This is a genomic window from Moraxella nasovis (genome assembly GCF_022701215.1).
In the GTDB taxonomy this organism is placed as follows: Bacteria; Pseudomonadota; Gammaproteobacteria; order Pseudomonadales; family Moraxellaceae; genus Moraxella; species Moraxella nasovis.
Genome location: NZ_CP089976.1, coordinates 64,909 through 87,130 on the forward strand (window position 1 = coordinate 64,909; position 22,222 = coordinate 87,130).

The window sequence follows — 22,222 nt, forward strand, 5'->3', positions numbered from 1 at the left end:
ACAATGAATATTTTAATTAAAATCAGCACCGATAGCGAGCTTATCAGTTATGAAGCGATTGCATTAGCCTTTACGCTTGCAACTTTCGACCATGTTGTGCAGTTATATTTTTATGGTGACAGCTTTTATATTTTAGCCGACAGCACAACCCGTGCTTATGGCATGATCCAGTCGCTAGAGTTATATGACTTGCCTTATGCTTGGGCAGGTTTTAGGGAAATGACTGTGGCTTTTGATGATAAGATTTTGGATAATATCCGATACTTTGATGGTAAAATTAGCGATAAACTTGACGAATTTGACAGCGTATTGGAATTTTAATGACACTTTCTTCTCAGCTTGACCAAGACGGTCATCTCACCGACCATAACTTATGGACAAAAGACATCGCTCAGACGCTTGCTGATACCTTAGATGTACAACTAACAGATGTGCATTTTCGTATCTTATTAGCGGTGCGGACGTTTTTTGATACATACCACCACAGTCCCAGCACTCGTCCACTGATTAAATATCTCTCAAAAGTCTTGCCTGACGATGAGATTAATAACGCTAAGTTACAACAACTGTTTAATACAGGACTTGTGGCTCGCCATGTCAATCGCTTGGCAGGCTTACCTAAGCCGCCTAATTGCTTATAACGAATACCTCTGACATAGCATTAATCAGGGCGACTAGATAGTCTGTGATAACCGACACTTTCGCCGACATCACCACCAAAGCCAAACTGTCGCCACACTTCATATAAGCATATCGATACAGTATTAGCAAGATTTAGGCTGCGAGATTCAGGTAGCATAGGTAAACGTAACCAATTATCCGATCCGATGTCATCACGCACCTCCACAGGCAGGCCATCTGTTTCTGACCCAAAAATTAGAGCGATATGCTCACCATCTTGGCGCGAGTGGTTAAACTGCCTTTCATAAAATGGCTTACTAAACTTAGTCGTCAATGCCACGATTTGACCGACATTGTTATCATGCAAAAATGCTCGGCACGCTCTCCAGTCTTTATGCACTTGCAGATTAGCGTATTCATGATAATCAAGCCCTGCTCGCTTAAGCTTAGTATCATCAAGCTCAAAAGCAAGTGGCTGCACTAAATGTAGCTTTGCCCCTGTATTGGCACACAGACGAATCACATTGCCAGTATTGTTAGGGATTTTTGGCGATACAAGTACGATATGAATGTCAGGCATAAGCACCCTTGATGAACTCTATGATTAAACCCTCTATTTTAGCAAACTTTTACTATTTATACACCCAAATAAAAACACCGCCTAGCTTAGACGATGTTTTAATAAAAAATTAGTTTTAAAATTAGTCTTAATGAACTAATTATTCAAAGATAAAACCTAAGCCAGTACCGACACTAAAGTCGCTACGAGAATCAGCGTTAGCAATGCCTTTAAATATCCACTTACCATTATCACAGATGCTAGAAAATCCTAAAGCAACACCTGATTCTCCTCGGTACAATGCCTGCACGATTCTTGCTTAGTTCACCATTAAGGTGATTGGTCGCATTTTTGGGTAATGCTGTATGAACAACTACTACAAAAATTAAAAAAAACTATAAGTTATCATATGGCTAAAAACACCGTCTTTTGGTACTTCTTTTTATGATTGTTGTATCAGATAAGTTTAATTGAAAAACTCACCCACCAGATGATTCACATAGCGAAATCCTAGTTCAGTGGGAGCGATGATGTCGGGACTGTTTATAAGCAGTCCTTGATTTTGCAGGCTTGCGATGGTTGTTGCCACACAATCAAGACCAAGCCCTGTCCGCTGTCTAAATGTATCAATACTCACACCTTGACGCAATCTTAGGGCATTCATCATAAATTCTCCTATCAGCTCATCATCAAGGATTTGGGTAAATTTCACCATCTTTGGGTGTGTGTCAAACGACAGATAATCCTTAGGTAAGCGAGATTTATAAAAGCGATAAATGCCATCATCGGATAAAGTTACCTTTCCGTGAGCCCCTGCTCCAATCGCCAAATAATCACCAAACTGCCAGTAATTGATATTATGCCGACACATACCATCTTTACCACCCCAAGCTGATACTTCATAATTATAAAAACCATGATCAAGCAGCAGCTTTTTACCTGTCATCTCAATCGCCTCAAGCGTATCTTCATCAGGCAGATCAGGTGGCGAGCGAAAAAAAGCGGTATTTGGCTCTATCGTCAGCTGATACCATGAGATATGGGTCGCCCCACTGTCTATGGCAAGCGATAAATCACGATATGCAAGCTTAGGCGTCTGATGTGGCAAGCCGTGCATTAAGTCGGCATTGACACGAATAAATCCAGCAGCCCTAGCACTTTTAATGGCGTTTATCGCATCATGTGAATTATGAATACGTCCAAGTGCGTTCAAAGCCTTATCATTAAAGCTTTGTACACCGATAGATAGGCGATTAATCCCAACTTCTAGGTAATCGGCAAAAGGGGCGTGCTCTAGCGTTGCAGGATTAGCCTCTAAAGTAATCTCACAATCTGCCTGAAAGCTAAACATCTCACGCAAGCCATGAAACAGCCGCATAAATTCGTGTATCGGTAGTAGTGATGGCGTCCCCCCGCCAATGAACACACTACTGATAGGACGGTCTTGGGCAAGATGAATCTGCGAACGAGCATCCAGTAATAACGCATCAACATACTCACTAAAAGGCGTGCGATCTGTTAAAGCGTGCGAATTAAAATCGCAATAAGGGCACTTTTTTACGCACCACGGAATGTGAATGTATAAAGCAAGCGGAATGACAGCAGAATCAAGCATATAAGATAAATATCACAAACACGCCGCCCACCTAAACGCTGGGTAAACGGCTAAATAGAAGTGGAACGGTGCTACTTGTTTACTCTTGCATGAATTCAAAAGGCTCAAGCTTGAATTTTAGCTCAAGATGACGCTCAAGTGCTGGCACATTAAAGGCGTCATTCTCACTAACAAAGCTAATAGAAATGCCTGTCTGACCTGCTCGCCCTGTTCTGCCAATGCGGTGTACATAATCATCAGGCATATCAGGCAAGGTAAAGTTAATCACATGCGTCACATCATCTACATGAATACCACGACCTGCGACATCTGTCGCTACTAGAATGCTCACTTCACCATCTTTAAAACGCTGCAAATAACGCTCTCGCTTTTGTTGGGCGACATCGCCTGAGAGCATGGTTACCTCGTGATGGCGACGAAGGTTATCGTACAGACGCTTTACTTGGTCTTTACGATTGGCAAAAATAATGCATTTTTTGACCGCATTATCACTTAAAATCTGACGCAGTGCTGTCATTTTTTCTTTTTCGGTTAAAAGATAAAACAGCTGCGTAATATCTTTATTGGTCTTACTCTCTGGAGTAATTTCCACAAAAGTTGGCTGATGTAGCCATCGGTATGCCAAATTCATCACATCGGTGTTAAAGGTTGCTGAAAATAGCAGGCTTTGGCGATGTGTGTTGCTAGGCATTTTATTTACAATGCGTTTAATGTCGGGGATAAAGCCCATATCCAGCATACGATCTGCTTCATCAAGCACAAACACTTCAACCCTATCAAGAAACAACACGCCCTTATTCACCCAGTCAATAATTCGCCCTGGCGTGCCGATTAAGATATCGAGCGGACGACGTTCAAACTGCTTAGACTGCTTATCAAAGTCTGCTCCACCTGTGATACATAGGCTATACAGATTAGCAAAACGAGTCAATTCACGACAGTCAGCGAAAATCTGCTGAGCTAACTCTCTGGTCGGAGCTAAAATTAACGCTCGTGGCTCACCCAAAAACTGCTGCTCATCTTGGGTAAATGGTCTTTTTAATAAAGACTCAATCACTGTGATTAAAAAAGCCGCTGTCTTACCTGTGCCTGTCTGAGCCTGTCCGATGGCATCTTGGTGGGCGAGTGTATGCGGTAATATCTGAGATTGAATCGGTGTTAGGCGATCAAATTTTAAAGACTTGATAGCCTTTAAGGTTGCATCAGATAAAGGTAAGTCGGTGAACTTGGTAAAATTGGAATCTGTCATAAGGCTCAATGCGTGATAAAATTAACGGGCGTATCTTAACATAAACTTAACATAAGAACGATACACGATATAAAGTTTAAGGCTGCCAATCTTCTCACTTACGACGCAAGTCTTCCACCAAACCCTGCACGCAAGTCGCCATGGCAAAATCGCCCACTTCTTGAATAAATTCGCTTTGTTCTTTTGGTGTATCAATCGCTGGCACGTCATAAATTAGGGGTACAATCTGATGCCAAGCGTCTTGTAGTAGCGTTGCAGCTGGCTGATCGCCCTGGTCTTGTTTAAGCGTTGCAATGCTTTTATCAATTTCTGCTAACATGTCTGATTGGCTTACACCATTTAACTTATGTGCTCCGATTCCAGCAGCTCCAGTAGCATACACTGTACAAAAATGGGTAATCTGCTCCATAGCTTTTTGGTCTGGCTGCGATTGTTTTGGGCTTGGCAAGGCATCCTTTGCATTTGTTGTAGTGGCTAACATAGCTACTAAAGATGCTAACGCCAAGCGTAAGCTTGCCTTTGATAGGGCTGATACTGCATTTTTAAAAATCACATGCGTTCCTTGACTAAATGACAATCGTTTAATTTGTATAGTGATGGCTCTAAGTTTAGGCTTAAGCCCAAAAAACCAATCTTTATCATTTTAAGCTTTATCATTTATGTTATATTTTTGCAAGAACAGACCCACCGAAGTGGGTTTGTCCTATGTATTATGGTCTTAAAATTTACAACTGAACGACTTCTTCAGCTTGCAATCCTTTATCGCCTTCGGTTACGATAAATTCAACAGACTGACCTTCTTTTAACGAACGATAGCCATCGCCTTGAATCGCACGAAAATGCACAAAAACATCTTCGCCTGTGCTGCGTTGAATAAAGCCAAATCCCTTGGCATCATTAAACCATTTAACCACACCTTGTTCACGAGCTGACATAAATACTAATACTCCGATCTAAAATCCGTAACTGACGGATAATGTTGTAACCACGCCTGACAATCTTTTGTCAGACCCTGTAATTCATCATACCATGCTAAAATTAGATTACAAGTGTTTTGTATGAAGTTTGTTGTAATTTGTTGTAATTTTAACAAAAATATTGCAAAATACTTTCCTGTGATACACATACCGACTTGGTGACTTATGCAAACATACACAAAAAAACTCTGCCTGCTAAATGGTCCAAACCTAAATCTACTTGGCAAGCGTGAGCCTAAAATCTATGGCTACACCACACTAAAGGATATAGAAAATCGCCTAATGACAAAAGCCCGACAAAACGGTATTGAGCTTACTTGCTTTCAGTCAAACCACGAAGGCGATATTGTTGATTTTATTGGCAGGCATGGCTTATTGGCAAGTGACGGTGGATTTGATGGTATTATCATTAATCCTGCAGCATTTACACATACTTCTGTCGCCATTCGTGATGCTCTAACAGCAAGTGGCAAGCCATTTATTGAAGTGCATTTATCAAATGTCCATGCTCGTGAGCCGTTTCGCACACATTCTTATCTGTCGGATAAGGCTGTTGGCGTGATTTGTGGATTGGGTGACATCGGCTACGATATGGCGTTGTCGTGGTTTTTAAAAAACGTGTACGGCACTAGCCTAACTTAGGTTTCATCAAGGGCGTATGATAACGCCCTTTTTTTGGTTGTTTTGCCTAGTCTAGCACAGGGTTAATGACAGGAATTTTGTTAAATTTTGGGTTGAAAGTTTGCACCTTTGGGGCGGTGGGTAAGCCCATCTCATCTAGCAGATCTGTTTGACCCACTTGGATATTATCGCCTTCAAATAATCTTTCATTATCGTCTCGCTCAGTCTTTAGATTCTCAAAATCAAACAACGTGCGATCGGCAAGCTGACTAGGGGCGACATTTTGTAATGCCTTAAACATACTGGCTAGACGTTTTGGGTGGGCGTTATCCCACTCCCTTAGCATATCATTAATCATCGCTCGTTGTAAATTTTCTTGAGAGCCACATAAATTACAAGGGATAATGGGGAATTTCTTATAATTGGCGTATTTAATAATGTCTTTTTCAGCGACATAGGCAAGCGGACGAATCAGTACGTTTTGCTTATCATCAGACAGCAGTTTTGGCGGCATGGATTTGAGTGAACCGCCATGAAATAAGTTTAAAAAGAATGTGGCAAGCATATCATCACGGTGATGACCTAAGGCGATTTTGGTCGCTCCGATTTGCTTGGCAAAGCCATAGAGTGAGCCACGGCGAAGACGTGAGCAGGCAGAACAGTAAGTCTTACCTTCAGGGACGACCGATTTGACAATGCTATAAGTGTCTTTTTCTAAGATATAATGGGCGATACCCTGCTGTGTCAAGTATTTTGGTAAAACATCTTCAGGAAATCCCGGCTGTTTTTGATCAAGATTGACCGCCACCACATCAAAATGAATCGGAGCGATGCGTTTTAAAAACAGTAAAATATCCAGCAAAGTAAAGCTGTCTTTACCGCCTGAGATACACACCATAACGATATCGCCATCTTCAATCATGTTAAAATCACGAATCGCCCATGATACTTCTTTACGCAGCTTTTTTTGTAATTTCTTAAAGCGAGTGGACTTTATGCCATCATCAAAGTCATATTCTTCGCTTTGCATATCATTTGCGTCATCGGCGTCGTATTCATTAAAGTTATGCAAAAAAGCATTAATAATATCTTGATTATTTGTCATATCAGCATCTGCTTGGGTCATCATTTACTCACTTACTTTTTTTTAGTTTTGGCGAATTTGGTAAGGTTAAAGCTGATTTATCCAGCCTTTGACGGATTTGGTATTTTTTAGGCGTATTGATACTACTTTCTTCATTTAAGACGGCAGTTTTAACAAGTTTACCGTCAATTTTTTCATATTTGTACTTAACCGCTCGTTTTGGCTCACTTGCCACATCAATTGGCTTTTGATTGGTATGTCTATCAAACTTATCAAATGTCGCCTTTTTGTTAAATTTTGGCTTATCTTTTGATTTATCTTGGGGTACTCTTACTTTTGTAGGGCGTTTAGTTTCAAAGCGTAAAGCAGATTCTTTGTCGTATTTTGGCGACTTTTTAGCAAGTGGTATCTGTACATCATCTGATGGGGCTGATTTTACCGAATGCTTATGGCAAATCTTAAAGCTTTGGTGGATTGGTTTTTTGGGATTAAAATCAAAGCCAATCGTCTGATCGGTAATATGAACCACATCATAACGCTCTAAAATACTATCATCTAGCTCAAAACGTGTAAAGTTATTACTAAAATACAGTACGCCTGTTGTACTCAGACGGTTCATTGCACGGTTAATCAAAGCGACATGATCTCGCTGCACATCAAAAGTGCCTTGAAATTTCTTAGAGTTTGAGAAGGTTGGCGGATCAATAAAAATCACGTCATACTGCTCGGTATTGTCTTTAATCCAGTCAAAAACATCAGAAGCGATAAATTGATATTTAGGCTCGCCATACGCATCTGTAACTTCTAGTGGTATGCCATTTAGGGCGAAATTTTGCTTACCCCAGTCTAAGTAATTCGCCGATAAATCCACACTGGTTACTGATTTTGCCCCATGGACGGCTGCGTGCGTACTTGCCGTACAAGTGTAGGCAAATAAATTTAAAACGTGCTTGCCACGACTGGCTTTAGCTACCAGCTGACGCATGTTACGATGATCAATAAATAAGCCTGTATCTAAGTAGTCGGTGAAGTTCACATAAAAATAAACTCCACTTTCTTCAACAACCCACATTTTGCGGCGTTTATTATCCCTACTGTTGGGATTTTTGGTGTATTGGTCATTACCTGACTGTCTGGCACGAGTCTTAATAAAAACGTCTTCTTTGCTCACGCCTAACACTTCTCGAACGCATGCTAAGACTAAGTTAAAGCGAGATTTAGCGACTTCAGGGGGGATTTGCTTAGGTGGTGCGTACTCTTGGACGTGTACTTTATCGCCATATAGATCGATGGCGACGTTATAATTTGGCAAGTCTGCATCATAAATCCGCAAATTGCTTACACCATGTAGCTTGGCTTGTTTTTTAAGATGAGCTAGGTTTTTTTGTAGCCGATTGATGAATTCTTGGGCATCTTCTAAGTGAATCGGCTTTTTCTCAAACTGCTCAATTAATACAGTATTTTTAGCTAAGTTTAGTTTGCCATGTCGTAAGTACACAGTCAATGCACCGTTATGACAGCGTAACGTTTTTGGGTCATTGATTGGTAAAGTATCAGCTTGCTCCACATGGCTTGCCAATACCGACATATCTGCTTGAGTAACGCCTGCCATTTTTAGCCCATCTACTGTTAGCCGTCCTAAGCCGTGATATAAGGGCTTAATAAAATCGCTTTCACCTAATCGCTCACCATAAGGCGGATTAGTAATGATTAAAGGATAAGCTGCGGCAGGTACAGTCTTTAGGACGTCTTTTAGCTGGGTCAGTGGTCTTTGTTGTAAGGTAATGCCAGGAAGTAATGACGATAATCCAGACGCTTGTAAGTTTTGATGGCAAGCATGAATCGCCCCTGCGTCTGCGTCTAGGGCGATAACGCATAACAGACCTTGTCTCATCTTGTCTAGATTGTCATGAAATCTAACCGTTGCTGCATGAACCATCTCTTCCCACAACGCTTGGTCGTGGTGTTCCCAGTGATAAAAGCCAAATTTATCGGTCGCTTTATCAAGTCCTGTGGGATAATCAGCTCGCATGAGTAGGCTTTCTGTAATGAATGTGCCAGAGCCGCACATCGGATCTATGATGGCGTTATGTTTGCCTGTATGCCAGCCACTTTCGTATAATAATGCTGCAGCTAAGTTTTCTTTTAGCGGTGCTGCTGTATTTGCCACTCGATAACCACGGCGATGTAAGCTTGTGCCTGATAAATCAATGAATAACTCGGCAAATTTACTGTTGGCGGTAGCGAAAATCTGAACTTGGGCAGCTTTAGAATCCACATCAGGGCGACGTCCAAGTTTTTTATTAAAGCTATCAGCAATCGCATCTTTGATACGCAAAGTGGCGAACTGCTGGTTAATGGTGAGTTTTTTATCAGTGGATAAGCGAATGACGAAAGTCTGATCAACGTTAAAAATATCAGACCAATCATAACGACTGGTGAAATGATATAAAGCTTCGGTTATGTCTTCATCAAGCGTGATATTCTCGACAGTGCGTGTTATTTTTCTACCTTGACGATCGGTGCTAATTTGGTTCACCGTTTCATGTTTTTGTTTAAAATGGTATTCACCAATCGGCAATAACACTCGGCTCGCCACTCGGCTATATAGGCAGATATGATAAAATCTTGCCAAGTCCACTTTCGCTGCAATTCGCCCTACTCGTATCAGCTCGCCCATAACACCAAAGCTGTCTAGCTCAATTAACAAGGCATTCTCAAGACCATCAGCACAGGTGATGATGATACTAAAATCTTGGGGATTGAAATTGGCAAAAGGCTTGTTAAGTGTTATGGTCATGATTTTCTCAAAAATAATTGGCGTATAAAATAGACGTTCATACAAACGCCTATTATAACATAAAACCAAACATCGCCCTAGTTTTTACGCTCTGCTTGTTCTGGTGTTTCTTTGGTCACACCGTTTGTTGTATTGGTGTCTTGACAAGAACGCTGTTCTAATTGTGATGCTAAAATCTCATGCCCATCAGATGTCAGTAGCCTTAAATGCGGATAAGGCACAGCGATACCCACTTCGTCAAACGCTTGCTTAATCTTCTCATTAATCTGCTCTTTAATAACAGGAATGCGAGCAACTGACAATGGCACAACCCAAAACCGCACAATAAAATGCACGCCATACTCGCCGATATGATCCACCGTTGCCATAGGGGCTGGGTGCTTTAAGATGACTTCATCTTTTGACAGCGTCTTAAGAATAACGCTTCGTGCCAGCTCAATATCTGCATCTAGTGCGATACGAGCAGTTACATCAAAACGAATCATCTTCTTGGAAGTAAGATTGGTTACTTGTGATGAAGATACGGTGGAGTTTGGGATGATGATAATGATGTTATCACGGTCTAAAATCTGCGTGGCTCGTAAAGAAATCTTCACCACTCTGCCTTCTTTTTCACCCAAGCGAATCCAGTCGCCAACTTGAAATGACTGCTCGATTAAGATGGTAATCCCTGCAATAAAATTAGCAAGCGTACTTTGGGCAGCAAAGCCCACCGCCAAGCCCACAATACCCAGACCTGCTACCAAAGATATAATATCAAAGCCAAATTGTGCCAAAATACTCGCCAATGCCAAAACGAGTATCACAACCAAGATGAGATTTTTTAGCAGCTGCTCGATGGAAGCATTTAGGTCGTAATGCCTTAGCACACGGCTAATCATCTGGCCTGACATCGACCACATCACATAATAAAAACCAGCCCAAGCTAAAGCTTTTGCAGTTGCTGTAATGGTGTCTGTCTTAATGCCAATCTGCGTCATGAGTGCAAGCAAGCTTGCCACAAACCACACATAACGTAAGGTCGCTCGGACAATGCGAACATAACGCTCAGATAAATGCAAAAAGGTACGAGTATGCTTTACCACATACACCAAAATCCAGTACACGATGCCGATGACAGACAACAAGATGATGATTTTTAACACCATCGTCATAAATGCTACGCCACGATCTGCCCAGTTGAGCGTTTGATCATCCAATGAACCACCCAAAAGCACATAAAAGCTTTGGTGTAAATCACGGACAATGCTCTGGAAAAAGCGTATAAAATCGTCAGTCGTCATGTCGATCACAGGATAAACGTATCAGCTTAATATTTTAACAAATAAAGGGGCAAAAAAATACAGTTTAAATGACAATTCTTTTGCCAACAGCACAATGCATGGGGATAATTATGCTATAATCTAGGGTTTATTTTGTCACTCCTTATAACTTGGGATACGCATATCCATGAATGGTATTTTTACCCTTATTTTAATCATCACACCCATGTTTATCGGCTTTGCACTACCTGTTGCGGATAAGCACGCCATTTATGCAGAAAAAATAATTAACTATTTAGTATTCTTATTACTCATTGTCATTGGTATTGAGATTGGGCTAGAAAAAGACATCGTCTCTAAAGTTTACGATATTGCAACTTATTTAATAACACTTTTTTCCCTAACCATTGGATTTGGCTTGGTTGGCTTAGCATTGTTTGATCGTATTTCACCTTGCCAATACCAAACAAGCCACGCTAAAGGCAGTACCAAAATTAACATACACGGTAGTTTATTACAGCTTTTTTGTTTATTAGTCGGCTTTATTTTGGCATTAGTGCTACCAAGCACAGTGTTACCGCCTCGTGGTACGACAACAGCTCTACTCATGCTGTTATTATTATTTGTAGGTATTGGGCTTAAAGGTGTAGGTATTGGGCTTCGTGCTGCTATGCTAAACCAGCGAGGGCTTTATATTTGTGTGATTTTTACCGCCAGTATTTTATTAGCAGGTGCGGTCTTTTCGCTGATTTTTGATGATGTATCGCTGTTTCAGGGTTTGGCATTAGCCGCAGGAAGTGGTTGGTACTCTCTATCAGCTCCTTTAATGACCGAAGCTTATGGAGCGATGTGGGGTTCTGTCGCTCTTTTAAATGACTTAGGTAGAGAAATTGCAGCACTGATTTTTATTCCTTGGGTCATGCGATATTCTTCATCGGCTGCGATTGGACTTGGCGGTGTAACCAGTTTGGATTTTACATTGCCCATTCTTAGCCAATCTGGCGGTACTCGTATCGTGCCGCTTGTGGTAAGTTATGGTTTTTTAATAAATATCATCTCGCCCATCTTAATGGTGTTTTTTAGTAGTCTAGGCTAATTTGATACCTTTAAATAAAAAATAACGCAAGCTAACAACTTGCGTTATTTTTATGTGGCTGTTTAGCAGCGGTAATATAAATCAAACTCTAGCGGGTGTACCGCTTCATTTAATCGTTGCACTTCTTGCATTTTTAGTTCGATATAAGCATCGATCATCTCTTTTGAGAATACACCGCCTTTTAGCAAAAATTCATGATCTTCTTTTAGAGCTTTTAGGGCAACTTCTAAATTCTCTGCTACCGTTGGGATCATCGCTTCTTCTTCTGGCGGTAGATCGTATAAATTCTTATCAGCCGCTTCACCTGCTTCAATCTTATTTTCAATGCCATCAAGTCCTGCCATTAAAAGAGCGGCAAAGCATAGATAGGGGTTGGCTGCAGGATCAGGGAAACGTGCCTCAATGCGGCGAGCTTTAGGGCTAGATACATGCGGAATACGAATTGATGCAGAACGGTTTGACGCTGAATAAGCAAGCTTGATGGGTGCTTCAAAGTGTGGCACAAGACGCTTATAGCTATTTACCGTTGGGTTTGTGATGGCGTTTAAGGCACGAGCGTGCTTAATGATACCACCAATAAAATACAATGCCGTCTTAGACAATCCTGCATATTCATCTCCACTGAACGTATTTTCACCGTCTTTACTGATTGAGATGTGCACATGCATACCAGAGCCATTATCGCCTACGATAGGTTTTGGCATAAAGGTAGCAGTCTTGCCAAATTGGTTTGCCACTTGCTGCACGACGTATTTAAATTGCTGTACTTCATCAGCTTTCTTAACTAATGTGTTAAAAGATACGCCAATCTCAAGCTGACCTGACGCTACCTCATGGTGGTGTACCTCTACACGCCCTTCACCCATAATGCTATCAATGTGGTCGCACATAATCGCACGCATATCATGATGGTGATCAATCGGTGCGACGGCAGCGTATGCCCCTTTCACGTTTGGACGCTGTCCGTTATTACCCCAAGGATAGTCCTTATTGGTTGACCATGCAGCAGCTTCAGCGATAATGGTGTTACGAGCACCTGATTGGTCGATGTCCCATTTTACTTCATCAAACACGAAAAATTCAGGTTCAGGGCCAAAAAATGCCGTATCACCAATCCCTGTTGACTTTAGGTAGGTTTCGGCACGGCGAGCGATTGAACGTGGGTCTTTTTCGTAGCCTTGGAGTGTTGCAGGCTCGATGATATCACAAGTAACCACGATCATCGGTGCTTCAGCAAATGGATCAAGATAAGCACTATCAGGATCTGGTAGCATAATCATATCTGATGCTTCGATGCCTTTCCAGCCATCTACAGATGACCCGTCAAACATTTTGCCATCTTCAAAAGTTTCTTCATCAATGCTAGATGCAGGGAAAGTCAAATGCAGCTCTTTACCCTTGGTATCAGTAAAGCGAAAATCCACCCATTTGGCACCTGTTGATTCGATTAAATCTAAAAGTTTATTTGACACAGCACACTCCTAATCGTATAAGAAAAGCAAAGCTAAAGCTTAGCTATTTTGGTAAATGATACGCTAAATTATGAATATTGTAAACATCAATCAAGCACCGTCTTAAGTTTATTAACTTAAGCCTATTAATTAGGTAAATTCATCTTAGACGTATCAGGATTTAATCCAAAATAAAACACAAATGTCGCAACTAAGCTATTCATAAAGATAAACGCCCAGTCAAAGTTTTCATGTCCTAGAATAAATCGTCCAAGCACAGCACTGACTGCCAACATAATCATAAAACACGCCAAGACGTACTTTATAATCGTTGGGTGTGTTAGTGAATATGCCACGCCCGCTTGACGCTTAGGTATTAGTCGCTTTAGGTTGATCATAAATCCAACTGTATAGACTATACCGCCCATTAATAAATAACCTAAAAATCCCATAACACGCCCTTATTTAGTACTATCTGAACTGTCAGCGTGTAAAATATCCACAGGCTTATCGTCGCAAGCTACATGATAGATGGTATTTGACCCTTTAAATACATAGGAGACATAATTACTGTCTAATGACGCATTTAGCTGCTTGGCGGTATCTTTTACTTGAGCTAAAACGAACATACCGTCAGGACGTGCTATTATCTGGTCAACATCTGATTTTTGAAGCCCTAAAGCATTGACCTCAAAGTAATGCCAACCCTCATCAATGCTTAGTAATTGTAATTTTTCTGATCGATCCCAGACATCTGCCTTATTAGCAGGCTCTTTCATTTGCATACTAAAACCATGCTCATCTTGACTAATCTTAATGACGGCAGGCTCATCATGGCTGATCGTATAACAGCCAACAAAGTCAGAAGTGGTGCTTTGGCTAGATATTTTTGGCGTGTCAGGCTTAGGATTATCATTACAAGCTAACAGCCCAAGACAAATCAGCCCAATAGTACCATATTTGGTAGTTAATTTCATAGCAAGAGTCTAACTAAAAGGTTAGCGTATTATAGCAATTTTACCGCCATTTTTCAAAACATAACAACACCGCTAGCCATGTCATCATAACTTGATATCGCCTTACACAGTATGGGCTGGCTTAATTTATTAAAAAATACCTGTTTTACTAGTTATATTTATCATAAAATATGATAAAATATGCCAATTTTTTTCACCACAACTGCATTAGAGTACTAATTTATGAGTGCTAAGTTGACCAAAAACCTTGAACACACAAGCAAAGATTCTTATTTTACTGGCATTTTACTTCGTTATAGCGTATTTGGTATTGCTATCTTAGCGTTTCTAGCTGGGCTATATCTGATGATTTGGTGGCTGATATTGCTTGGTGCATTTGGCACTGCCTTAGGCATATATGACATCACCCAAGACCGCCATGCTGTGCTGAAAAACTATCCAATCTCAGGACACGCACGCTATATCCTAGAAAATTTTCGTCCTGAGATTCGCCAATACTTCTTAGAAGATGACCAAATTGCTGTACCTTTTTCACGCCAAAAGCGTGCTCTTGTTTATCAGCGTGCCAAAAATGTCAGTGATACCAGCGCCTTTGGTACGCTTGAAGATCTATACCAAAACGGCAAAGAATGGTTCTTGCAATCAGCCTCAAGCTACCCACTTAAGCAGACTAACTTTAAAATTCAAGTTGGTAATGATAAGTGCAAACAGCCTTATGATTTATCAGTATTTAACATCTCTGCCATGAGTTTTGGCAGTCTATCAGCAGCAGCCATCGAAGCACTAAACAAAGGGGCAAAACTTGGTGGTTTTGCCCACGATACAGGCGAAGGTGCAATCAGCCCTTACCATAAAAAACACGGTGGCGATCTGATTTGGGAGCTTGGCACAGGTTATTTTGGCTGTCGCAATCACGATGGGACGTTTAATGCCCAAAAGTTTGCCGAACGCTCAAAGAACCCCCAAGTGAAAATGATCGAGATTAAACTATCTCAAGGAGCAAAACCTGGTAAGGGCGGCGTACTTCCTAAAGAAAAAATCACACCAGAAATCGCCGAAACTCGTGATATTCCTATGGATATCGACTGTATCTCGCCTGCTTCGCATTCTGCCTTTAGCACGCCACGAGAATTGGTGAAATTTTGGCAACAATTACGAGAATTATCTGGCGGTAAGCCTGTCGGCTTTAAGCTATGCATCGGTCAGCCTTGGCAGTTTATGGGAATCGTTAAAGCGATGATTGATGAAGACGACTATCCAGACTTTATCGTCGTTGATGGTGCTGAAGGCGGCACAGGTGCAGCTCCTGTGGAGTTTATGGATAATGTGGGAATGCCACTTTTAGATGGTTTTTTGCTTGTGCATAATACGCTTGTAGGTGCAAACATTCGTGATAAAATCAAAGTCGGTGTCAGTGGTAAGCTTATCACTGCTTTTGACATCGCAAAAATGCTGGCGGTTGGTGCAGACTTTTGTAACTCGGCACGTGGTTTTATGTTCGCTGTCGGCTGCATTCAGTCAAGAAGCTGCCACACCAACAAATGCCCAACAGGCGTGGCAACTCAAGATCCCTATCGTCAAAAAGCTTTACATGTTCCAGACAAGGCTGAACGTGTGTATAACTTCCACAAAAACACACTTAAGGCTCTCTCAGGCATTCTAGGGGCAGTTGGCGTAGCACACCCGAACGATCTTAAGCCTTATCATATCGCTCGTCGTATAGATGATGGTCGCATTAAACTACTGTCTCAATATTATTACTTCACTTTTGAAGGGGCGTTGTTAAACGCTACTGCTCGTGCGGACATCTATAACCGAATGTGGATTATGGCAAATGCAGACACTTTTCAAGCAGACTATGAAAGCCTTGTGGCATATAATAATGAGATTGGCAAGAAGTTTCCTGACATCTTAGAACAAAATAAAAAAGAAGAAAATCAGCGGATAGCCATGTATGAGATGGATGAAGGATACTACACATATCATGATGATCCACAGTAAAAATGCAACAATAAACCGCTCGCTTGGGGCGGTTTTTTATTAATGGCACTTTAGATAAATATCATATCTATTAAAAGCACATCACCCTTTTATACCATCTATGTCACCCATTACGATGAAAAACTATGCGATTCTCAAAAAACCAATAAAAAGGCGTGCAGTAAAGAGATTTATAGCAACAAATTCCAACAAAAAACAAATTTTTCTAAAGAAAATTTTAAGTATAATAAAGCGATTTATCTTTCAGGTACACCATGCGTAGCCTACTATTGCCTTTATTTTTTATCATAATGCAGCTACTAAGCCTTATTTTGGCACGTAGCCTTGTCTGGTTTTTTCACCCTTTTATCTCGGTGCGGTTTTGGGTGATGGCAATAATCATGCTTGTGATTAGCAATGCTTTTTTGGCAGGGCTTTATTTTGGTGCATTTCGCCTAACGATTGGTTATTTGGCAGTACTATGGCTTAGCATTATCTCTATGTTAATCATCACAGTAGTGGTTATGCTTGGTGACAAGTTTGGCTTTCATGGGACAATTTTTTATCGCCTATTTGCTATCTTAAGCCTTGTTGGGGTTATATCTTTATCTATTTATAACGCCTATACGCCTGTCATACGACATATCACCGTAACGCTGGATAAGTCCATGTCCACACCTGTCCGCCTTGCGTTGGTAAGCGACATACATTTGGGTGTGTTAGTTGGTAAAAATCAACTTGATAAACTAACCAAAATTTTATCAGATAATCAAGTCGATTTACTGCTTATGCCGGGCGATATCATGGATGATGATACGATGTATTTTGATAGCCAAGGCATGGCAGGCAGCTTAACCAAAGTCGTTCATACGCCACGTTTTGGCACAGTAGTTAGTCTTGGTAATCACGATCTGTACCAACAAGATGCTTACCGTGCAATCACTCACGCCATCTTAAGTAGTGGTGCTATACTGCTCAACGACGAACATCGAACGCTTTTGATTAGTAAAAATGGTAAAACCACCAAGTTAAACATCGTTGGCAGACTTGATGATCATTATCACACACGTCAACCAACTGCAAAACTTATTGCTGATATAGATACGCACTTACCAACTATTTTGCTTGATCATAGACCCAGTCAGATTGAACAAAATACTCAGCTTCCTATCGATCTTCAGGTTTCTGGTCATACTCACAAAGGACAAGTTTTCCCCGCCAACTTCATCGTCAATGCCCTAAATCGATTAGGCTATGGTTACGAAAAAATAAACGGCACTCACGTTGTCGTCTCTTCTGGTTTCGGCTTTTGGGGTGTGCCATTTCGCTTAGGCTCTCAAGCTGAAGTTTGGATTATTGACATGGTCGGTAAGCCGCCCATCAAACCATCATAATCGGTCACCAAAACAACAATACTCACTTGATAAATGCGTTTTACCAAAAACACCAAACCCCTTTTTAAGTTGGGCTTAGCTTATGATTGCACAACCAGTCATCAATACCAAAAGGCACTAGATAAGCCTGTCTTTAAGGGTCAGCATTGTATCTCTTACTTTCATTGCTTCTTCAAATTTAAGTTCTTTAGACAGCAGTTTCATTTGTTTTTCCAAACGGTTAATCTCCTTAACCAAAAGATCTGGACGACGTAAAATCTCTTCATCTACGCCATCGATTGCGTTTGGCACACAAATCACCTCAGTTGTTACATTATCCTCGCCCACATCGATTTTATCGGTAATTGCCCGTTTTGCTGATTTTGGTGTAATACCATGCTCTTCATTAAAAGCAATCTGCTTGGCACGGCGACGCTCGGTCTCATCGATTGCTTTTTGCATACTTGGTGTGATGCTATCGGCATATAAAATTGCCTTGCCATTGACGTGGCGTGCCGCACGCCCAATCGTCTGTATCAGCGAACGCTCCGAGCGTAAAAACCCTTCTTTATCTGCATCAAAAATCGCCACAAGCGACACTTCAGGCATATCAAGCCCTTCACGAAGCAGGTTAATACCCACAAGCACATCATGCACGCCTGTTCTTAGTTCATGAATGATTTTCATGCGTTCAACTGTGTCAATGTCGCTGTGCAGATAAGCGACGTTAATGCCATACTCTTTAAGATAGCTTGTCAAATCCTCTGCCATGCGTTTGGTCAAAGTGGTAATCAACACACGCTCATCTATTGCACGTCTAAGGTTAATCTCACCAAGCACATCGTCTACTTGCGTAAGTACAGGACGAATCTCAAGTACAGGGTCAATAAGCCCAGTCGGACGCACTACCTGCTCTGCAATCTGCTCACTATGCTCAAGCTCATAAGCGGCAGGTGTGGCAGATACATAAATGGTGCTTGGGCGAATTCTCTCCCACTCTTCAAACTTCATAGGGCGGTTATCCAGTGCAGACGGCAAGCGAAAACCATAACCCACAAGCGTTTCTTTACGGCTTCTATCGCCCTTATACATCGCCCCAATCTGTGGCACGGTTACATGACTTTCATCAATAAAAAACAAAGCATCAGGCGGAATGTAGTCAAATAATGTCGGCGGTGCTTCACCACTGGGTCGCCCTGATAAATGACGTGAGTAGTTCTCAATGCCATTACAATAACCAAGCTGCTGAATCATCTCAAGGTCGTATTGGGTTCGCTCTTTGATACGCTGCGCTTCGATAAGTTTGTCATTATCACGAAAATACGCTAAGCGTTCTTCAAGCTCTTGTTTGATACCCTCGCTTGCTTTTTCTAATTTTTCTCGTGGGGTAACGTAGTGCGATTTTGGGTAAATGGTAATACGTGGTACAGATTTGACCGTTTTACCTGTCAAAGGGTCAAACCAAGTAATTTTCTCAATCTCATCATCAAATAAAGCAATACGCACCGCCAAAGATTCACTCTCAGCAGGATAAATGTCTAAAGTCTCTCCACGCAGTCGGTATGTGCCACGCCCAAAATCCATCTCGTTTCGTTCATATTGCATCTCTACGAGTTTTTTAATTAAAGCAGTTCGGTCAAATTTATCGCCAACCACGATATGCAAGAGCATTTTTAGATAGCTTTCAGGATCGCCAAGACCATAAATGGCTGACACTGATGCAATGATTATTGCGTCACGCCGTTCTAGCAAGGCACGAGTGGCAGATAATCGCATTTGGTCAATGTGATCGTTAATCGCACTGTCTTTTTCAATAAACGTATCGCTTGCTGGCACATAAGCTTCTGGCTGATAGTAGTCATAATAACTGACAAAATACTCCACGGCATTATTTGGAAAAAACGCCTTAAACTCGCCATATAATTGGGCAGCAAGTGTCTTATTATGTGCCATAATAATGGTTGGGCGACCGCATTTAGCAATCACCTTTGCCATCGTATAAGTCTTACCTGAGCCTGTAACCCCCAGCAATAACTGATCTTTCATGCCTTTGTTAATACCATCTACAAGCGTTGCAATCGCCTTTGGTTGATCGCCTGCAGGCTCAAAGTCGCTCACCATATCAAAGGCTTTTGATGAGATTTGTGTGCCTGATGCATTCACGCCTGTAAGTTCGGCTTCATCTTGGATTTGTTTAGCAAGTTGGTTTAATTGGCGTTCAGTGCGCGTGGTTTTTGGAAGTTGCATGATTATGAATGACTGGCAAAGAATTTATTGTAATATGGGGTAAAAGCCACTAAATAAAAGTAAAAGTTTAAAAAATTTTTAAATTTTACTTGCAAAAAATAAATACATATGTAAACTAAATGGGTTTTGATTACCCATATATATAAACAAAGGCAAAAAGGCACTTTAATTATGAAAAAATATCAATGTATCGTTTGTGGTTGGATTTATGATGAAGCCGTAGGCTGCCCTGAAGAAGGCTTGCCAGCTGGTACTCGCTGGGAAGACATTCCTGAAGACTGGACATGCCCTGAGTGCGGTGTAGGCAAGCTTGATTTTGAGATGGTAGAAATCTAAGCATGTCAGCCATGCACCCACAAGACCAAAGCATTCAAGACATTCATTGGCAGCCATCGGATTTATCTCCCTATTTTCGCCAAAGCATAGTTGATGTCGGTCATGGCATTCATCTGTGTGTTGAGATTGCAGGCGACCCTACTCACCCGCCACTGCTGTTCATTACAGGGTTTGGGTCGCAGATGATGTTTTGGTCGGATACGTTTTTAAAACAATTTGTGGATGCTGGCTTTTTTGTTATTCGTTTTGATAATCGAGATACAGGGCTATCTAGCAAAATTCCAGTTGCCGCACTCCCACGCACCAACGTCCCTAAGATGATTGCTAAAACAGTGCTTGGATTATCCAACAAATCAGAGCAGGTCGCTTATACCTTGCACGATATGGCAGATGATGTCGTTGGGCTTATCCATGCTTTACAACGTACTTTTGGCATTCATCAGGTAAACTTAGTGGGTGCTAGCATGGGCGGTATGATAGCACAGCTGGTCGCTGCAAAACATGGCAACTTACTAAGTAGACTCATCTTGCTATTTAGCAGCAGTAATCGAGTCTTTTTAAGACCGCCCAATCCCAAACAGTTTTCAACATTCTTTGTTAAGCCAAAAGGTGCAGAAGAAAAAGACTTAGTGCGTCATGCAGTATGGTTTATGACGACCGTCGGTACGCCAGGACACTTAGACATTAAAGGCACTCGAGCCATCGCTGAGCGTCGTTACCGCCGCTGTTATTATCCGCACGGTGTTGCCAATCAAATGAATGCAATTTTAACGACAGGCTCCATCGTCTCTTTCACCAAACAAATCACAACTCCCACACTCATCATGCACGGCACAAAAGACAGACTGTTACACCCAAGCCACGGCAAAAATTTAGCCAAAAATATCAAGCACAGTCGGTTTATCACCATTGATGGTATGGGGCATGATCTACCAGCTTATTACCAGCCTTATTTAGTACAGACGATTAAAGATTTCTGCTGTCAGTAGCATTTAGCACCACTTTTATAAAAAATAACAAGCCCATACCCCCAAAGACCATTTTAGTGGTACAATGGTTTAAATTTTCATCAATCTTTTTAGCCATGTCTGTATTTACCAAACTAAAAACTCTACTTTCTGATATTAATGATGATGTTAATGCCGTGTTGGATCGAGATCCTGCTGCTCGCACCAAGATAGAAGTGGTTACTGCATACGCAGGGGTACATGCTCGCATTTTACACCGTGCCAGTCATGCTCTGTGGCAATCTGACCATAAGTTCCTAGCGCGCACACTATCGCACGCCACTCGTATGGCGACGGGTATAGAAATTCACCCTGCCGCCAAAATCGGCAAACGCCTATTTATTGATCATGGCATGGGCGTTGTCATCGGTGAAACCGCAGAAATTGGTGATGATGTTACCTTATATCACGGTGTTACACTCGGTGGCGTTTCTTGGGAAAGGGGTGCAAAACGCCACCCTACCATCGGCAATCACGTGGTGATTGGTGCAGGAGCGAAGGTCTTAGGTGGCTTTACGGTAGGTGATTATGCCAAAATTGGCTCTAATGCTGTGGTGGTCAAGCCTGTGCCAAACCATGCCACAATGGTCGGTAGTGCTGCTCGCATGATTGATAAAAATGCCAAAAACACAGAAACCAGCGAAAAGATAAGCTTAAGCAAACCAGACTCTACCATCCGCCTAGAATCGCCAAATGACGAAAGTTTTAATGCTTATGGTGTAAGCCCAGATAGTAAAGATCCTGTTGCCACGACAGTCGCCACACTTTTAGCTCACATCCAAGCCCAAGATAAACGCATTGATGAGCTACAAGCAGTGCTTTGTCGTCTTGATCCTAAGTTTATTAAAGGTGACTTTAAGTCGCTGTGCCAAGAAGACTTAGATTTGCTAAAATAGACTAATTGCTGTCTTGCAAATTCGTTATTTCACCTAAAATCTGCTATAATCACCCAATTTTGAACAACTTG

General features: G+C 41.5%; 22 protein-coding genes. 9 read left to right on the forward strand and 13 right to left on the reverse strand.

The features are described from left to right. Window positions 1-3 precede the first annotated feature (3 nt). Both LU293_RS00405 and LU293_RS00410 read left to right on the forward strand, forming a co-directional pair. Window positions 4-321, forward strand: coding sequence for a hypothetical protein (locus LU293_RS00405; protein WP_242747870.1), 318 nt, complete (start codon window positions 4-6; stop codon window positions 319-321). Next, entirely contained in the window at window positions 321-641 is a 321-nt protein-coding gene (locus tag LU293_RS00410) for a TusE/DsrC/DsvC family sulfur relay protein (protein ID WP_242747872.1), read from the forward strand. The genes LU293_RS00405 and LU293_RS00410 overlap by 1 nt, the downstream gene beginning before the upstream one ends. A gap of 20 nt (window positions 642-661) precedes the next feature. Here LU293_RS00410 and LU293_RS00415 read toward each other — a convergent pair whose 3' ends face one another. The 6 genes from LU293_RS00415 to LU293_RS00440 form a co-directional block, all read right to left on the reverse strand. Continuing rightward, the gene (locus tag LU293_RS00415; protein WP_242747873.1) at window positions 662-1,201 is read right to left on the reverse strand and encodes a tRNA (cytidine(34)-2'-O)-methyltransferase; all 540 of its coding nucleotides are present in this window, start codon (window positions 1,199-1,201) and stop codon (window positions 662-664) included. Window positions 1,202-1,340: 139 nt separating this feature from the next. Continuing rightward, window positions 1,341-1,490: a YadA-like family protein gene (locus LU293_RS00420; protein ID WP_311195309.1), complete on the reverse strand. Its 150-nt coding sequence runs from the start codon at window positions 1,488-1,490 to the stop codon at window positions 1,341-1,343. A gap of 156 nt (window positions 1,491-1,646) precedes the next feature. Beyond that, window positions 1,647-2,795, reverse strand: a complete 1,149-nt coding sequence (hemW, locus tag LU293_RS00425; protein WP_242747875.1) for a radical SAM family heme chaperone HemW — start codon at window positions 2,793-2,795, stop codon at window positions 1,647-1,649. A 79-nt stretch (window positions 2,796-2,874) separates the two neighbouring features. Next, on the reverse strand, window positions 2,875-4,044 hold the full coding sequence (locus LU293_RS00430; RefSeq protein WP_242747877.1) for a DEAD/DEAH box helicase: 1,170 nt from the start codon (window positions 4,042-4,044) through the stop codon (window positions 2,875-2,877). Window positions 4,045-4,138: 94 nt separating this feature from the next. Further along, entirely contained in the window at window positions 4,139-4,597 is a 459-nt protein-coding gene (locus tag LU293_RS00435) for a hypothetical protein (RefSeq protein ID WP_242747879.1), read from the reverse strand. Between the two features lie 172 nt (window positions 4,598-4,769). Then, window positions 4,770-4,979, reverse strand: a complete 210-nt coding sequence (locus LU293_RS00440; RefSeq protein ID WP_242747881.1) for a cold-shock protein — start codon at window positions 4,977-4,979, stop codon at window positions 4,770-4,772. Between the two features lie 207 nt (window positions 4,980-5,186). Between LU293_RS00440 and aroQ the strand changes: the two genes are divergently transcribed. Then, entirely contained in the window at window positions 5,187-5,663 is a 477-nt protein-coding gene (gene aroQ / locus LU293_RS00445; protein ID WP_242747883.1) for a type II 3-dehydroquinate dehydratase, read from the forward strand. Between the two features lie 46 nt (window positions 5,664-5,709). On the opposite strand, the gene ttcA is transcribed toward aroQ, so the two are convergent. The 3 genes from ttcA to LU293_RS00460 all read right to left on the reverse strand — a co-directional run bounded on the left by ttcA (window position 5,710) and on the right by LU293_RS00460 (window position 10,809). Next, window positions 5,710-6,672, reverse strand: a complete 963-nt coding sequence (ttcA, locus tag LU293_RS00450; protein ID WP_375540371.1) for a tRNA 2-thiocytidine(32) synthetase TtcA — start codon at window positions 6,670-6,672, stop codon at window positions 5,710-5,712. A 103-nt stretch (window positions 6,673-6,775) separates the two neighbouring features. Next, entirely contained in the window at window positions 6,776-9,526 is a 2,751-nt protein-coding gene (gene rlmKL / locus LU293_RS00455; protein ID WP_242747886.1) for a bifunctional 23S rRNA (guanine(2069)-N(7))-methyltransferase RlmK/23S rRNA (guanine(2445)-N(2))-methyltransferase RlmL, read from the reverse strand. Between the two features lie 77 nt (window positions 9,527-9,603). Further along, on the reverse strand, window positions 9,604-10,809 hold the full coding sequence (locus LU293_RS00460) for a mechanosensitive ion channel family protein (RefSeq protein ID WP_242747888.1): 1,206 nt from the start codon (window positions 10,807-10,809) through the stop codon (window positions 9,604-9,606). Window positions 10,810-10,975: 166 nt separating this feature from the next. Here LU293_RS00460 and LU293_RS00465 point away from each other — a divergent pair, with 166 nt between their 5' ends. Continuing rightward, on the forward strand, window positions 10,976-11,884 hold the full coding sequence (locus LU293_RS00465; RefSeq protein ID WP_242747890.1) for a LysO family transporter: 909 nt from the start codon (window positions 10,976-10,978) through the stop codon (window positions 11,882-11,884). Window positions 11,885-11,946: 62 nt separating this feature from the next. On the opposite strand, the gene glnA is transcribed toward LU293_RS00465, so the two are convergent. The 3 genes from glnA to LU293_RS00480 form a co-directional block, all read right to left on the reverse strand. Beyond that, window positions 11,947-13,356 carry a type I glutamate--ammonia ligase gene (gene glnA, locus LU293_RS00470; RefSeq protein ID WP_242747892.1) on the reverse strand — a complete coding sequence of 470 codons (1,410 nt, stop codon included), beginning with the start codon at window positions 13,354-13,356 and terminating at the stop codon, window positions 11,947-11,949. A gap of 125 nt (window positions 13,357-13,481) precedes the next feature. Further along, window positions 13,482-13,787: a hypothetical protein gene (locus LU293_RS00475; protein ID WP_242747894.1), complete on the reverse strand. Its 306-nt coding sequence runs from the start codon at window positions 13,785-13,787 to the stop codon at window positions 13,482-13,484. 9 nt (window positions 13,788-13,796) lie between these two features. Further along, window positions 13,797-14,312 (reverse strand): hypothetical protein, encoded by a 516-nt coding sequence (locus LU293_RS00480; RefSeq protein WP_242747895.1) that lies wholly within the window; start codon window positions 14,310-14,312, stop codon window positions 13,797-13,799. A gap of 222 nt (window positions 14,313-14,534) precedes the next feature. Here LU293_RS00480 and LU293_RS00485 point away from each other — a divergent pair, with 222 nt between their 5' ends. Both LU293_RS00485 and LU293_RS00490 read left to right on the forward strand, forming a co-directional pair. Continuing rightward, complete coding sequence (locus tag LU293_RS00485; RefSeq protein ID WP_242747897.1) at window positions 14,535-16,313, forward strand: FMN-binding glutamate synthase family protein; 1,779 nt, start codon at window positions 14,535-14,537, stop codon at window positions 16,311-16,313. A 254-nt stretch (window positions 16,314-16,567) separates the two neighbouring features. Continuing rightward, window positions 16,568-17,686 carry a metallophosphoesterase gene (locus tag LU293_RS00490; protein ID WP_242747899.1) on the forward strand — a complete coding sequence of 373 codons (1,119 nt, stop codon included), beginning with the start codon at window positions 16,568-16,570 and terminating at the stop codon, window positions 17,684-17,686. 117 nt (window positions 17,687-17,803) lie between these two features. Here the strand turns inward: LU293_RS00490 and uvrB are convergent, their stop codons facing one another. Next, complete coding sequence (gene uvrB / locus LU293_RS00495) at window positions 17,804-19,912, reverse strand: excinuclease ABC subunit UvrB (protein WP_242747901.1); 2,109 nt, start codon at window positions 19,910-19,912, stop codon at window positions 17,804-17,806. Window positions 19,913-20,083: 171 nt separating this feature from the next. Between uvrB and LU293_RS00500 the strand changes: the two genes are divergently transcribed. The 3 genes from LU293_RS00500 (at window position 20,084) to cysE (ending at window position 22,151) form a co-directional block, all read left to right on the forward strand. Then, window positions 20,084-20,248, forward strand: a complete 165-nt coding sequence (locus LU293_RS00500) for a rubredoxin (protein WP_242747903.1) — start codon at window positions 20,084-20,086, stop codon at window positions 20,246-20,248. Window positions 20,249-20,259: 11 nt separating this feature from the next. After that, a complete protein-coding gene (locus LU293_RS00505; protein WP_242747906.1) occupies window positions 20,260-21,237 on the forward strand; it encodes an alpha/beta fold hydrolase in 978 nt (325 codons plus the stop codon). Between the two features lie 95 nt (window positions 21,238-21,332). After that, the gene (gene cysE / locus LU293_RS00510; protein ID WP_242747908.1) at window positions 21,333-22,151 is read left to right on the forward strand and encodes a serine O-acetyltransferase; all 819 of its coding nucleotides are present in this window, start codon (window positions 21,333-21,335) and stop codon (window positions 22,149-22,151) included. The last annotated feature ends 71 nt before the right edge of the window (window positions 22,152-22,222 follow it).

Excerpts from the sequence above, each read along its gene's own strand:
- cysE (WP_242747908.1), top strand. The coding sequence starts at position 21,333 with ATGTCTGTATTTACCAAACTAAAAACTCTACTTTCTGATATTAATGAT.
- aroQ (WP_242747883.1), top strand. The coding sequence starts at position 5,187 with ATGCAAACATACACAAAAAAACTCTGCCTGCTAAATGGTCCAAACCTA.
- LU293_RS00505 (WP_242747906.1), top strand. The coding sequence starts at position 20,260 with ATGCACCCACAAGACCAAAGCATTCAAGACATTCATTGGCAGCCATCG.
- LU293_RS00430 (WP_242747877.1), bottom strand. The coding sequence starts at position 4,044 with ATGACAGATTCCAATTTTACCAAGTTCACCGACTTACCTTTATCTGAT.
- LU293_RS00500 (WP_242747903.1), top strand. The coding sequence starts at position 20,084 with ATGAAAAAATATCAATGTATCGTTTGTGGTTGGATTTATGATGAAGCC.
- LU293_RS00415 (WP_242747873.1), bottom strand. The coding sequence starts at position 1,201 with ATGCCTGACATTCATATCGTACTTGTATCGCCAAAAATCCCTAACAAT.
- LU293_RS00465 (WP_242747890.1), top strand. The coding sequence starts at position 10,976 with ATGAATGGTATTTTTACCCTTATTTTAATCATCACACCCATGTTTATC.
- LU293_RS00460 (WP_242747888.1), bottom strand. The coding sequence starts at position 10,809 with ATGACGACTGACGATTTTATACGCTTTTTCCAGAGCATTGTCCGTGAT.
- LU293_RS00485 (WP_242747897.1), top strand. The coding sequence starts at position 14,535 with ATGAGTGCTAAGTTGACCAAAAACCTTGAACACACAAGCAAAGATTCT.
- ttcA (WP_375540371.1), bottom strand. The coding sequence starts at position 6,672 with ATGCAAAGCGAAGAATATGACTTTGATGATGGCATAAAGTCCACTCGC.
- LU293_RS00410 (WP_242747872.1), top strand. The coding sequence starts at position 321 with ATGACACTTTCTTCTCAGCTTGACCAAGACGGTCATCTCACCGACCAT.
- rlmKL (WP_242747886.1), bottom strand. The coding sequence starts at position 9,526 with ATGACCATAACACTTAACAAGCCTTTTGCCAATTTCAATCCCCAAGAT.
- LU293_RS00480 (WP_242747895.1), bottom strand. The coding sequence starts at position 14,312 with ATGAAATTAACTACCAAATATGGTACTATTGGGCTGATTTGTCTTGGG.
- LU293_RS00490 (WP_242747899.1), top strand. The coding sequence starts at position 16,568 with ATGCGTAGCCTACTATTGCCTTTATTTTTTATCATAATGCAGCTACTA.
- LU293_RS00405 (WP_242747870.1), top strand. The coding sequence starts at position 4 with ATGAATATTTTAATTAAAATCAGCACCGATAGCGAGCTTATCAGTTAT.
- hemW (WP_242747875.1), bottom strand. The coding sequence starts at position 2,795 with ATGCTTGATTCTGCTGTCATTCCGCTTGCTTTATACATTCACATTCCG.
- uvrB (WP_242747901.1), bottom strand. The coding sequence starts at position 19,912 with ATGCAACTTCCAAAAACCACGCGCACTGAACGCCAATTAAACCAACTT.
- LU293_RS00475 (WP_242747894.1), bottom strand. The coding sequence starts at position 13,787 with ATGGGATTTTTAGGTTATTTATTAATGGGCGGTATAGTCTATACAGTT.
- LU293_RS00440 (WP_242747881.1), bottom strand. The coding sequence starts at position 4,979 with ATGTCAGCTCGTGAACAAGGTGTGGTTAAATGGTTTAATGATGCCAAG.